Here is a 12,833-nt window from a genome sequence, read left to right as displayed (position 1 = left end):
TACGGTATATTTTCAAAAATATAAGGGAATACTCTTAACGTCGCGTTTGCTTGGTTAGTAAATCACCAGGTTGGATGCTTGCTGCTAATTCTGGTTGATTAACAATAAGTTCCGCTGACTTTTCATAAACGCGATCAACGGTTAAGCTAATTTTTGTATCAACCATTCGATTCCGCGGTATACCTTTTTGATCAATAAATCCTGCGCTATGCCAAAGTTTTAATTTATCACCTTGTTTTACACCATGAATACGACCAACGTTCATTTGTGCGACATTATTATGGATGTTGATGATTTCTGGGAGGCTGGCTCGGCAAGAGAGCGCACTTTCAATATCTAGCATCATATTTTGGCTGATACGTTGAATGCTCTGTCCATAAGGTGAAACCCAAAAACGTGCTGATTTGGTATCCACATGGCTTGAGCGAGAAAACGGCCATAACCCAATTTCACGGTAGCTATTTTGGTAGATGATCTCGCCTGTTTTACCGTCCATTATTTCCAATGAAACAGCAAACTGGCGATTAACTTGATCTTTCTTAACTAATTTTTCATCAAGGGTGGCGGTCAAATCTGTTATTTCACCACCAATTAAATATTGCGCATCGTGATCTTCAGCCAGCATCGTCATTGCAGATGCTTGGGTTGCACTGAAAGGGACGGTTGTTTTACCAGTAACAATAAAGCTTTGGGAACGTTTTTGAATTTGCTTTCCGAGCATTGAAGCGAAATCAGTACCTATTTTATAAACGCTACCCATGGCTGCTTGTTGTGGCTCAGTAATTGAAAAACTGCCTAATAGAATGCCTTTTTTATATTGGGTCTTGTGGCAACTTTTTGCCGATGGGTAAATGTCGATACGGCTGGTGACATACATTTTGCCGCCTGCTTTCTTTTGTTCAAGAACCGTTACATTGCGGATCTCATTACCACTAAAACGGTATTGTTGCTTAGGCTCTGCGAAATAAGGTTTTAATGACGGCAGTGTTGCGATTTCACCGCCCGCATGCTTCATCGCTTGATATACCGCATCTTCTAGTGCATTAACACGTGCTGTTTCTTCACTTTCTAAAATGACAGCTTCACCTGTTACTTCAACCCATTGGGCTGAGCTATAACATGAAAAAAACAAACAAAGTGCACTTAAGCTGCGTAAAAAAAATTTATTCATAAAAGCCCATTTAGGTATGTTTTTTGCTTTTTAATAGTTCGATGAAAAAGTGAATGCAAAGAGTGTTCCCAATTGGGCGCTTGTATTAAAGAATTTAAATGTTCATACGATATAAAGAAAACAATATTTGAGGGCGGGGAAGTAATGAATAAGTGGATTGTAATTGTGTTGTCGTTAGCGATGACTGCTTGTGCCGCACCTCCGGTTTATAACGGTAAAGAGAAATACTCATCAGGCGCCTATTCTTTATCAGACACGCCAAGACATACCGTTGATTATTTTATTGAAGGATTAGCGAATCAATTGGTAACGTCGAATCAATATTTAACGGCAAGTACGCCATTAGCCGTCACCTCGTTTGTTGATTTACAAGATATGACGGAAACCAACTGGCTCGGTAATGTGGTGAGTGAAAACTTCATGTACCAAATGCAGCAGCGTGGTTTTACTGTGGTTGATTACAAGTCAACAGGGGTAATTAAAGTGACTCGTAGTGGCGATTTTAGTATTAGTCGCAACTGGAAAGAATTAGCGTCACAGCAACCTGTTGATTACGTGCTAACAGGCACAATGCTGCGTCAAAGTGGTGGGGTGCTCATTAATGCACGAATTATCGGTATGCGCTCAAATGTCGTAATTGCAACAGCACAAGGTTTTCTTCCGGCAGAGCGTATTGGCCGAGACTTGGATTTTATGAATAAGATTCAGTTACGAAATGGGGTAATTATGCGTACAGATGTGCGTAACCGTCCTGATAATAATGTAATTTTAAAGCCGTAAGGAAGTAACAATGAAATATTATGTGGCTTTAGCTGCTGCGATGTTATTACTGTCAGGTTGTACTAATACAACATCAGGCAGTGCAACGGTTCCAGGTCCTGACTTAACCCAAAGTAAAGATGTGATCCAAGCGGTAGGGTATGCTTCAATTAGTGAGCAAAAAGGGCGAACCAAAGAAGAAAAAAGTATTCGTGCAATGCGCGCTTCTAAGTTAGATGCTTACCGCGAATTATCAGAGCAAATTTATGGATTACGCATTAGTGCAACCACATCACTCGATGATCAGCAATTAGGATATGAAAGTACGGATGGCGCAGTAGATGGTGTTATTCGTGGGGCAAAAGTTATTCGCAGTTATCCTGTCGGTGACAGTTATGTCACGGAAATGGAGTTAAATATTGGTTTGATGGAACGAATGAAGCAACACGGTGAAGTGTTTCATGTGCCGAATAAACAAGAAGTCATGTTTTAACTTTACGCTTTTAGGTTGGTACCTAATGAACGAACATTTTGTGCGACACCATCACAATTGTAGGTCATTTGGTGCCGACCACGACTTTGCTGGAATAAGTTATTTAGCTTATGAAAGCTGAGGTGAGCGCGCTGTAATACTTCGCCATTGATATCATTATATTGTTGGCATTCTTTAACTAGATCTTGAATCGTATTCACTTGTGTTTGGTAATCGTTGATCAGTGTTAACTGGTCGCGCTCTTCATGGGAAGACAATAAATAATCGTGCTGTTGGACTTTGTAGATCAGATCTAACTTCTCTTTGGCAATCTGTTCAATTTCTAATGCCTTGCGGCGAGTAATTGCCACTCTTTCTTGTTTGAGAAGATCGATTAAAGACAATAAGGTGGTTTGTTGAACTTCAAGCAGTTGACCAAGTGTCTGTTTCATTACGCTGATCTCAATTTTAGTATGCAAATGTTATCTTAAAGCCCATTAAGCTCGTCTTCGAACTTTAACATATTTGATGCAAGTTTATCGGCATCAATAGTATATGAGCCATTTGCAATTGCTTGTTTGATCTCTGCCACTTTTCCTGCATCAAAGCTTGGTTCTGTTGCTAATTGTTGATGAATTTGGCCCACAGCTTTACCTTGAGAGCTTAAAGATACTTCGTCATGCTGTTCTTTAGCAATGTTTGAGGTGGTAGTTTGCTCTTCCGTTGTGGTTGTTTTTTGTTGGCCAACACGTGTGGTATTTACAGGTTGTCCACCACGTAGGTGATCAATACTTGCCATAATGTTTTACCTTGATAATTAACTGTGATACCTAGCTATCGGCAAAGTGTGAACAGACTTTAGTAAATATTATGAAGATAAAATGATTTATTTATCGTCATGCGCAATCAACTTTTCTGACTAATACTTTACGGTTACTTCACCAACTGCGGTAATAATAGCATCAATCATACGTCTTGATGTTTTATTCTGAACTCGGATCTCTTCACCGATAGCTCCATCAGACAGTGCCTTGCCTTCTGTTACTATATTTAGTCCGCCTGTTCCGGCACGGATAATGACAGTGTCGTTACGGCATACTAAACAAATATCACGGGCTTGGATCATTTCTCCTAATTTTACTGAGCGTTTAACTTTTGATCCTATGATTTCATTAGGGTCTTCAAAGCTATTGCCTCGTTGGAAGCGACTTTCAACCATTTGAACGGAAAGTTTATCTCGAGTAATAACCATGCCTCGACCAAGAGCGACGCTGGCGACAACTTTAGGCAGTGTTAATTGTACATTTACAGGGACATAAAGCTGCCAGTTTTCGGTAGGGCATTTAACAAGCACAGTAACATTACCACTTAAGTTTTGTTTGCCGGGTAGGCTGGCTTCAAGTGGCGCTGAACAAGTAGAAAAACGAAGACGGTTATCAAGCTCTGCTGCTGTAACTTTTAATTTCCCTTTTTCTGGTAAGGTAACTTGCTGTTTTATTAAGTTTTCAGCGGATTTTTCCACGGAATCTAGCACGTTATAATCAGAAGCAAAGATATTTGTACTAAAGAAAAATAGCAAAAGGCCGATAAAAATTGGCAAGAGTTTTTGATCTCTGTGGCTTGTCACGGTAAATGCTCTTTGGTCATGGTTAGAATTACTATAACATTCGCAGTTATAGCTAGATATTCTAATATCTTGATTATTTATCAGATGTGATCGTGAGTGGATAAAGTGTGTTCGCGAGCGCGATTTATAACACGACAGGGAGTTTATCCAATGACAGGTATTTTAGATTCAGTTAACCAGCGGACACAATTAGTTGGGCAAAACCGATTAGAGCTGCTGACATTTCGTCTTAATCGACGTCAACGTTATGGCATTAACGTATTTAAAGTTAAAGAAGTTCTGCAGTGTCCCCAATTAACATCAATGCCGAATTTACATCCATTGATTAAAGGTGTTGCTCATATTCGAGGACAAACCATTTCTGTTATTGATATGAGTTTAGCGACCGGTGGACGCCCAATCACCGATTTAACGAATTGCTTTATTATCATTTCGGAATTTAATCGTTCTATTCAAGGTTTCCTTGTGTCTTCTGTTGAACGCATTATTAATATGAATTGGGAATCGATTCTTCCACCTCCTCAAGGGGCTGGTCGAAGTAACTATCTGACTGCTGTGACAGAAATAGACGGTGAACTGGTCGAAATTTTAGATGTTGAAAAAATTCTCGATGAGATCTCACCGGTTAATACCAACATTACAGGAACCGTGCTTGAAGAGTTGGTTGAAAATGGCCCTGCCGTGCGTCGGGTTCTTGTTGCTGATGATTCAACCGTTGCACGTAAGCAGGTACAACGAGCGATAGAAGCGATTGGTTGTGAATGCGTACTCGTAAAAGATGGTAAAGAAGCCATTATTAAATTGCGTGAAATGGCCGCTCAAGGCTCTATTTATGATCAACTAGCATTGATTATTTCAGATATTGAAATGCCTGAAATGGATGGGTACACATTAACTGCTGAGATACGAAATGATCCTAAATTAAAAGACTTACATGTTATTTTACATACATCATTAAGTGGTGTGTTTAACCAAGCCATGGTTGAACGTGTAGGAGCAAATGCTTTTATTCCTAAATTTAACCCAGACGAATTGGGTCGAGCTGTAAAAGGGGCAATGCCTGATAGCTCAATTGAATCGGCGTAACAGTTTGAAATTATTAAAAATTATTGAGTATTTAATGCCGAATGTACTGACAAAGAAGAGTTGTAAATGACAGCAGTAACTGTAAATGACCAAGAATATCGTGAATTTTGCCGATTTCTTGAGTCTCAATGTGGCATCGTATTAGGCGATAGCAAGCAATATTTAGTGCGCAGTCGTTTAAGCCCGTTAGTGAATCGTTTTTCTTTATCGTCGCTTTCAGACTTGTTGCAGAATGTATTATCAGGTCGTAATCGTGAATTACGTATTGCCGCCGTTGATGCGATGACAACCAATGAAACATTATGGTTTCGTGATGGTTATCCTTTTACCGTATTATCAGACAAAATTTTGCCTGAACTTGCAGCAAATAAAAAACCGATCAAAATTTGGTCTGCGGCGAGTTCATCAGGCCAAGAACCGTATTCTATGGCGATGACGGTTTTGGAAACCCAAGCTAAGCGTCCTGGTTTACTGCCATCTATTCAAATTACAGCCACTGACATCTCACAGACGATGCTAGAAACATGCCGAGCAGGTGTGTATGACAATCTTGCTTTAAGCCGAGGGTTATCGCCGGAGCGTCGCCGTATGTTTTTTGAAGACAATGGTGATGGCCGTATGCGGGTTAACAATAAAGTTAAACAAATGGTTAATTTTAGGCCGCAGAACCTTAAAGATAGCTATGCATTGCTGGGGAAGTTTGACATTATTTTCTGTCGAAATGTTTTGATATATTTTTCTCCAGAGATGAAATCGAAAGTTTTAAATCAATTAGCGGCCAGCTTAAATCCTGGTGGCTATTTGTTCTTAGGTGCATCAGAGTCACTAACAGGGTTAACAGAAAAATTTGAAATGATCCGTTGTAACCCTGGCATCATTTATAAACTCCGTTAATTGAAGAAGCGCTGCCGCTTGTTAATATTGCGTGTAGCGCTTTTTAGTTAATTATTCTCCTCTCTAGTTACCAACCATCTTCTTAATTTCTCAATTCTTAAAATTGGCACTGTCTTTGCTTCATTACTGCTAAGTAATTGTGGAGGCAAGATATGTCCATTTCGTTCGATAAAGCATTAGGGGTTCATCAGTATACTGTTGGCGTACGTGAAAAACGTGCCGAAACCCTAGCGAGTAATATCTCTAATGCCAACACTCCTGGCTATAAAGCAAAAGATTTAGACTTCAGTCGTGCGCTTAAAGCGGCAACATCTGGGGCAGATATTGGCCTAAGCCGAACAAATGGGCGGCACATTAATGCCTCTACACAAGTCAGTGGCGAGCAAAAATATCGTGTGCCAACACAGCCGGATACAGGGGATGGCAACACGGTGGATGCCCAACTAGAGCAAAACTTGTTTATGCAAAATAGTATTGAATATCAAGCATCGTTGGATTTTTTAGGTTCTAAATTTAAGAACCTGAGCAAGGCATTGAAAGGGGAATAATAATGAGTTTATTTAATGTTTTTAATGTAACGGGATCGGCAATGAGTGCTGAATCTGTACGTTTAAATACCACATCAAGTAACCTTGCTAACGCCAACAGTGTCAGTAGTTCAGCAGAAGAAACTTATAAAGCCCGTCATCCTATTTTTGCCGCCGCATTAAATTCTGCGTCTTATCATCAAAGCAGCAGCGTACCTGTGCAAGTTAAAGGTATTGTTGAAAGTGATAAGCCGCTATCAGCTGAATACAATCCAGAGCACCCGATGGCAAATGCTGAAGGTTTTATTTATAAGCCCAACGTTAATGTGATGGAAGAGATGGCGAATATGATTTCAGCATCTCGTTCATATCAAAATAATGTTCAGGTAGCCGATGCAAGTAAGCAGATGCTAATGAAAACCTTGCAGATGGGCAAATAAGGTAAGGAGTTGTCATTATGAGCACAGTTAATGGTGCAGGAACCAGCAATCTTTCTTACCTTGACCAGCTAAAAAGCATGCAAGATAAGAAAGTCGAACAAGAGCAAGAAGTCACAGGAAAAAATCAGCTAAAGCAAGATGATTTCTTGTCATTACTAACCAAGCAGTTAGCACAGCAAGATCCGTTTAAACCTGTGAGTAATGATCAAATGATCGCGCAAATGGCATCATTCGCTACCGTTGATGGCATTAACAAAATGAATGAGCAGTTTGGCTCATTAAATAGTGCGATGACGTCAAATCAAGCACTACAAGCTTCTTCTCTTGTTGGACAAGATGTACTTATTCCTAATTCAACCGCAATGCGCAGTAGCGAAGGCGAAATGTCTGGCATGACGCGTTTAACGCAAAGCATTGATAACGCAATGTTGCGCGTTGAAAATGAACAAGGTGAATTGGTTAAAACCATGAGTCTTGGTGCTAAATCAGCCGGTGAACATCCCTTTACATGGGATGGTAAAGATGATGATGGCAATATTATGCCGCAAGGTATGTATAAGTTTTCTGTGTCAGGCAATGTAAAAGGCGAAAGCCAGAATTTTGAAGTGCTTACACACGCAAACGTGAATAGCGTTTTATTAGGGAATAACGACGGTCAGGTGATGTTAAACCTTGCTGGTTTCGATAAGCCAGTTCAGTTGGCTGATGTTCTACAAATTGGCAAAGCAACACAAAAAGGATAATCGAATATGAGTATGAACATTGCGTTGAGCGGTCTAGGTGCAGCTCAAAAAGATCTAAATACCACCAGTAATAACATAGCCAATGCCAACACCTTTGGTTTTAAAGAATCACGTGCTGAATTTGGTGATGTCTATTCTAATTCGATTTTCTCTAATGGTAAAACGACAACGGGTGGGGGCGTACAAACCTCAACGGTTGCACAACAGTTCCATGAAGGTTCTAGTATTTATACCAATAACCCATTAGATTTACGTGTATCTGGTTCGGGTTTTTTTGCTGTGGCAGATAATAAGAATGAACCTTCGAATAATAATCTTACTCGCAATGGTGCATTTCATCTAAATAACGAAAATGAGTTAGTGAACTCTGAAGGTAAGTTTCTACTGGGTTACCCTGTCAATAAAGATTCAAATACCGTGGCTTCTTATGAAGCAAAATCGATGAAAATTGATGATGTATTTGGTCAGCCAACAAAATCAGGCACAATCAAAGTGTCTTTAAATTTACCTAATAAAGAAACAACGCCTAAAAATAGTCCATTTGACTTTAAAGATCCTGATTCTTTCAATAAATCAACGTCATCAACGATTTATGATTCATTAGGTAAACCGTATAAAATGACGACTTATTATGTCGCTAAATATGATCCTAATGCCGTTCCAACCAATGCTAATACATGGGAAGTGCATCAAACTGTTACCAATAACAGTGGTCAAGAGCGGTTATTAAAGCCAGATCCAGCAAGCATCCCTGCAGCTTATCAAGTTATTGATAATACAAACCCTGCAGCCCCTGTAGTGACAGGCTATCGGATGCGATTTGATCAAAATGGTCAGCCATATCCTGGAGACCCTGGTAATCCACCTGCCGTTCCAGCAACTCCACCAATGCCATTAAATATCCAAATGGAGACATTCGCTTCTGCTGGTATTGATGTCGGTGGTGCTGATCCTACGCAATCGTTAACTATGAATTATGATGATCCGACGCAATATGCTTCAGCGTTTGAAGTGCGCAAATTTCAAGATGTAGACGGCGCGACAACAGGTTATTTATCGAAAGTTGATATTGATCCTGAAGGCAATATTTTGGCGTCTTATTCAAATGGTAAAGATATCGTTGTAGGACGTGTTGCCTTAGCCCGTGTTTCTAATGAACAAGGGTTAGCACAGTTAGGTGGCACGCTTTGGAATACCACCCAAGAATCAGGTCAGGCGATTTGGGGCGATGCATCACAAGGTTCATTTGGCTCTGTTAAAAGCGGAACGCTTGAACAATCAAATATCGATATGACTCAAGAGCTGGTGGATTTGATAACCGCGCAACGTAACTTCCAAGCCAGCTCTCGTGCACTAGATGTGAATAATCAGCTACAACAGAATATTCTACAAATTCGTTAAGCTTTATCCTTTCCAGTCCTATTGCCGTTTTACCTTTTCGTTGAAGCGGCAATTTTTTTCCCTCCTGCTTTACCTTCTTGCTCTTTTGCTCTCAATTCACTGTTATTAAACAATAAATATAATTGGCTTAGTTTTTGCTTTATTGATGCTGTTAGATAATAGGAGTGTCAAAAAATGGATCGTGCTCTGTATCTTGCCATGAGTGGCGCAAAACAAGATATGTATGGTATGCAAGTTCATGCCAATAACTTGGCAAATGTCAGTACAACAGGTTTTCGTGCCGACTTACAACAGGCGCGCAGTATGCAAGCCTATGGTGAAGGTCTACCTAGCCGAGTGTTTTCAATGACTGAGCGCCCGGGTAATGATTTTGCACAAGGTTCAGTGATCAATACAGGGCGTGATTTAGACGTTGCTATTGAAGGTGATGGTTGGCTTGCTGTAATGGATGTCAAAGGCCAAGAAGCTTACACCCGTGCTGGGCATTTGAAAATTGATCAAACAGGCATGCTACAAAACAGTAATGGTCAATTGGTATTAGGCCAAAACGACAGTCCTATTTTTATCCCACTTCCGATCAGTAAAATTGAAATTGGTAAAGACGGTACAGTGTCGGTTTTACCACAAGGTGCGCCGCCTGATGCAATCGCAGTCGTTGATCGCATCAAATTGGTTAAACCTGATAATCAAGCGTTATTTAAAGATACTGATGGTTTATTTAAATCCATCGGCGAGCGTATTCCGCTTGATGCAGATGCCAGTGTAACACTGGCGAAAGGTATGCTTGAAGGCAGTAACGTGAATGCGGTTTCTGAAATGACCAGCATGATAGATCTTCAGCGCCACTTTGAAATGCAAGTAAAACTGATGAAAACCGCAGAAGAAATGGATAAAGCCTCTTCTTCTCTTATGCGTATTGGCTAATTAAAAGGACAGAACAATGCATCCAGCACTATGGGTAAGTAAAACCGGTCTTGACGCGCAGCAGACAAATATCTCGACTATTTCTAACAACTTGGCTAACGCATCAACCGTTGGTTTTAAAAAAGGTCGCGCGGTTTTTGAAGATCTCTTTTATCAAAATATTAACCAACCGGGCGGTCAGTCAACTCAAGATACCACATTACCAACAGGTTTAATGTTGGGGGCGGGTTCAAAAGTGGTTGCGACACAAAAAGTCTTTACTCAAGGTAATACTCAAACCACCAATAACGCCATGGACATGATGATCGAAGGTGATGGCTTTTTCCAAGTGCTATTACCAGATGGCAACATAGGTTATACCCGTAATGGTCAGTTCACGATTAACTCTGAAGGTCAATTGGTTACCAGTGGTAGTGGCTATCCTGTCCAGCCTGAGATTGTGGTACCTGAAGATGCGGTAGGCATCACCGTCGGTACTGATGGTGAAGTTTCTGCCCGTATTCGTGGAGAGCAAGAAAACCAAGCCTTGGGGCAAATTACGACTGTCGACTTTATTAACCCAGGTGGTATGGAGCCTATCGGTCAGAACTTATTCTTACCAACAGGCGCGAGTGGTGATCCTCAAGAAGGAACGCCAGGCTTAGAAGGATATGGTTCTATTCGCCAATCTATGCTTGAAACGTCCAACGTAAACGTGACGGAAGAGCTTGTGAATATGATTGAAGCACAACGTGTTTATGAGATGAACTCGAAGGTGATTTCAACTGTCGATCAGATGTTGAGTTACGTTAACCAGCAGTTGTAATGATTGGTGGTAATGAATGAATTGCGCTCAGGTAAATAAAATGAATCGTCAGTGGATGAAAAAATCATTACTTCTATTAAGTTTGGCATTAACAGGCTGTGTATCTACACCACCTGATGTTGCTGGCAGTGATATTGAAAAAGCCACCACCAATGTTGATGCGGTAGAAGGTAAAGAGAAAGAGTCGAAAGGGCTGATTGATCGGATCCGTAAACGTGAAGATCCAGAAGCGGGCGATCCCGCTTGGAATCCTGTTCGTCCACAAGATAAACCTGAGCATTACGCAACTGCCACAGGCTCTTTGTTTAATCAATCACAAGTGCAAGATCTGTATGACGACACTAAGCCCCGTGGTATTGGTGATATCGTCACAATTTTACTCGAAGAAAAAACCGCAGCGAAAAAGAGTGCAAGTTCAGATTTAGATAAATCTACCGATTTAAATATGAAGCCAATAGAGCTAGGGGGGAAACCCGTCACCATTCGTGATTACAGCTTGTCTTATGGTATGTCGAACAACAACACATTTGCAGGCTCTACTTCTGCCGATCAAAGTAACAGTATTAAAGGTTCTATTTCAGTTGAAGTGGTTGAGGTTTTAAATAACGGTAACTTGGTTGTACGTGGTGAAAAATGGCTAATGCTTAACACTGGCGAAGAATATATTCGGGTTAGCGGACATATTAGACCTGACGATATTAGCCAAGATAACACCATTGCATCAACACGTATTTCTAATGCGCGGATCCAATACTCAGGTACCGGTGATCGCCAAGATATTCAAGAGCAAAATTGGTTATCACGTTTCTTTAACGTTGCTTTCTAATCAGCCAATTTTGTCAAAACATAGCGTTAGGGACAGGAGAATCCATTGAATTTTCGCGCAATTATTATTACTGGATTAATTTTATTATCTGGCACTGTGGATGCGGCACGTATTAAAGATGTCGCTTCTGTTGCAGGCGTTCGTAGTAACCAACTCGTCGGTTATGGTTTAGTCGTTGGTTTGCCTGGTACTGGCGAGACAACGCCTTTCACCGATCAAAGCTTTAATGCCATGTTGCAAAATTTCGGCATTCAATTGCCGGTAGGTACAAAGCCAAAGATCAAAAACGTTGCCGCTGTTGCCGTTAATGCCACTTTGCCTCCTTTTACCAAACAAGGTCAAAGCATTGATGTTACCGTCTCTTCTATTGGTTCTGCCAAGAGTTTACGAGGTGGTACGTTATTGCAAACTTTCTTAAAAGGTTTAGATGGCAAGGTTTATGCAATAGCTCAAGGTACATTGGTCGTTGGTGGTTTTAGTGCTGAAGGGGCTGATGGCTCTAAAGTTATCGGTAATACGCCAACGGTAGGTCGAATCTCTAATGGTGCAATGGTTGAACAAGAAGTACCAAACCCATTTGGACGCGGTGATTACTTAACCTTTAACCTGCATGATTCAGATTTTACTACGGCACAACGTATGGCAGATTCTATTAATCAGTTTTTAGGGCCTCAAATGGCATCAGCTGTCGATGCTACATCAATAAAAGTGCGAGCACCACGCGATGTTAGCCAGCGAGTTGCGTTCCTATCAACAGTTGAAAACTTAGAGTTTGATCCTGCAGAAGGCTCAGCCAAAATTATCGTTAACTCACGTACTGGTACCATTGTTATTGGCCAGCATGTGAAGTTAAAACCTGCGGCAATTACGCATGGTGGTATGACAGTATCCATTAAAGAAAATCCACAGGTGAGTCAACCCAACGCCTTTGCTGGTGGTGAAACGACCGTGGTTGAGAACAGTAATATCAACGTACAACAATCTGATGCACGCATGTTTAAGTTTGAGCCGGGCGTGTCGTTAGATGAGCTTGTTCGAGCGGTGAATCAAGTGGGCGCCGCGCCATCAGATCTAATGGCAATTTTGCAAGCGCTGAAACAAGCGGGTGCCATTGAAGGACAGTTAATCATTATTTAACACTGATGATTTAAGTAAAAA

The 12,833-nt window shown here is 40.8% G+C and carries 16 protein-coding genes; 12 read left to right on the top strand and 4 right to left on the bottom strand.

Going from position 1 to position 12,833, the window contains the following annotated elements:
* Positions 1 to 34: 34 nt before the first annotated feature.
* The gene (locus tag C9J41_RS02180) at positions 35 to 1,171 is read right to left on the bottom strand and encodes a flagella assembly protein FlgT (RefSeq protein ID WP_107287240.1); all 1,137 of its coding nucleotides are present in this window, start codon (positions 1,169 to 1,171) and stop codon (positions 35 to 37) included.
* Between the two features lie 144 nt (positions 1,172 to 1,315).
* On the opposite strand from C9J41_RS02180, the gene C9J41_RS02175 reads away from it, so the two are divergent.
* Together C9J41_RS02175 and C9J41_RS02170 are read left to right on the top strand one after the other, a co-directional pair.
* The gene (locus C9J41_RS02175) at positions 1,316 to 1,951 is read left to right on the top strand and encodes a FlgO family outer membrane protein (protein ID WP_005370226.1); all 636 of its coding nucleotides are present in this window, start codon (positions 1,316 to 1,318) and stop codon (positions 1,949 to 1,951) included.
* 10 nt (positions 1,952 to 1,961) lie between these two features.
* Positions 1,962 to 2,423 carry an LPP20 family lipoprotein gene (locus C9J41_RS02170; protein WP_107294141.1) on the top strand — a complete coding sequence of 154 codons (462 nt, stop codon included), beginning with the start codon at positions 1,962 to 1,964 and terminating at the stop codon, positions 2,421 to 2,423.
* A gap of 2 nt (positions 2,424 to 2,425) precedes the next feature.
* On the opposite strand, the gene C9J41_RS02165 is transcribed toward C9J41_RS02170, so the two are convergent.
* From C9J41_RS02165 to flgA, 3 genes are all read right to left on the bottom strand, one after another.
* Positions 2,426 to 2,854 (bottom strand): flagella synthesis protein FlgN, encoded by a 429-nt coding sequence (locus C9J41_RS02165; protein WP_107294140.1) that lies wholly within the window; start codon positions 2,852 to 2,854, stop codon positions 2,426 to 2,428.
* Between the two features lie 35 nt (positions 2,855 to 2,889).
* Positions 2,890 to 3,201 (bottom strand): flagellar biosynthesis anti-sigma factor FlgM, encoded by a 312-nt coding sequence (gene flgM / locus C9J41_RS02160; RefSeq protein WP_105060722.1) that lies wholly within the window; start codon positions 3,199 to 3,201, stop codon positions 2,890 to 2,892.
* Between the two features lie 120 nt (positions 3,202 to 3,321).
* Positions 3,322 to 4,029, bottom strand: a complete 708-nt coding sequence (gene flgA / locus C9J41_RS02155) for a flagellar basal body P-ring formation chaperone FlgA (protein WP_107205475.1) — start codon at positions 4,027 to 4,029, stop codon at positions 3,322 to 3,324.
* A gap of 150 nt (positions 4,030 to 4,179) precedes the next feature.
* Between flgA and C9J41_RS02150 the strand changes: the two genes are divergently transcribed.
* From C9J41_RS02150 to C9J41_RS02105, 10 genes are all read left to right on the top strand, one after another.
* Positions 4,180 to 5,115 carry a chemotaxis protein CheV gene (locus C9J41_RS02150; protein ID WP_107205476.1) on the top strand — a complete coding sequence of 312 codons (936 nt, stop codon included), beginning with the start codon at positions 4,180 to 4,182 and terminating at the stop codon, positions 5,113 to 5,115.
* Between the two features lie 66 nt (positions 5,116 to 5,181).
* Positions 5,182 to 6,009 carry a protein-glutamate O-methyltransferase CheR gene (locus tag C9J41_RS02145; RefSeq protein WP_045148043.1) on the top strand — a complete coding sequence of 276 codons (828 nt, stop codon included), beginning with the start codon at positions 5,182 to 5,184 and terminating at the stop codon, positions 6,007 to 6,009.
* Positions 6,010 to 6,161: 152 nt separating this feature from the next.
* Complete coding sequence (flgB, locus tag C9J41_RS02140) at positions 6,162 to 6,557, top strand: flagellar basal body rod protein FlgB (protein WP_005370239.1); 396 nt, start codon at positions 6,162 to 6,164, stop codon at positions 6,555 to 6,557.
* 2 nt (positions 6,558 to 6,559) lie between these two features.
* A complete protein-coding gene (flgC, locus tag C9J41_RS02135; protein ID WP_045082774.1) occupies positions 6,560 to 6,976 on the top strand; it encodes a flagellar basal body rod protein FlgC in 417 nt (138 codons plus the stop codon).
* Between the two features lie 17 nt (positions 6,977 to 6,993).
* The gene (gene flgD, locus C9J41_RS02130; protein WP_107205477.1) at positions 6,994 to 7,719 is read left to right on the top strand and encodes a flagellar hook assembly protein FlgD; all 726 of its coding nucleotides are present in this window, start codon (positions 6,994 to 6,996) and stop codon (positions 7,717 to 7,719) included.
* Positions 7,720 to 7,725: 6 nt separating this feature from the next.
* Positions 7,726 to 9,120, top strand: coding sequence for a flagellar hook protein FlgE (gene flgE, locus C9J41_RS02125; RefSeq protein WP_107205478.1), 1,395 nt, complete (start codon positions 7,726 to 7,728; stop codon positions 9,118 to 9,120).
* A 174-nt stretch (positions 9,121 to 9,294) separates the two neighbouring features.
* Positions 9,295 to 10,044 carry a flagellar basal-body rod protein FlgF gene (gene flgF, locus C9J41_RS02120; protein WP_107205479.1) on the top strand — a complete coding sequence of 250 codons (750 nt, stop codon included), beginning with the start codon at positions 9,295 to 9,297 and terminating at the stop codon, positions 10,042 to 10,044.
* Between the two features lie 16 nt (positions 10,045 to 10,060).
* Positions 10,061 to 10,849, top strand: a complete 789-nt coding sequence (gene flgG / locus C9J41_RS02115) for a flagellar basal-body rod protein FlgG (protein WP_107205480.1) — start codon at positions 10,061 to 10,063, stop codon at positions 10,847 to 10,849.
* A 55-nt stretch (positions 10,850 to 10,904) separates the two neighbouring features.
* A complete protein-coding gene (gene flgH / locus C9J41_RS02110; RefSeq protein WP_199187034.1) occupies positions 10,905 to 11,675 on the top strand; it encodes a flagellar basal body L-ring protein FlgH in 771 nt (256 codons plus the stop codon).
* Between the two features lie 45 nt (positions 11,676 to 11,720).
* Positions 11,721 to 12,812, top strand: a complete 1,092-nt coding sequence (locus C9J41_RS02105; RefSeq protein WP_006646763.1) for a flagellar basal body P-ring protein FlgI — start codon at positions 11,721 to 11,723, stop codon at positions 12,810 to 12,812.
* Positions 12,813 to 12,833: the final 21 nt, after the last annotated feature.

The sequence above is a fragment of the Photobacterium sp. GB-50 genome (genome assembly GCF_003026755.1).
In the GTDB taxonomy this organism is placed as follows: domain Bacteria; phylum Pseudomonadota; class Gammaproteobacteria; order Enterobacterales; family Vibrionaceae; genus Photobacterium.
This window is presented reverse-complemented; position numbering and strand designations above follow the sequence as displayed.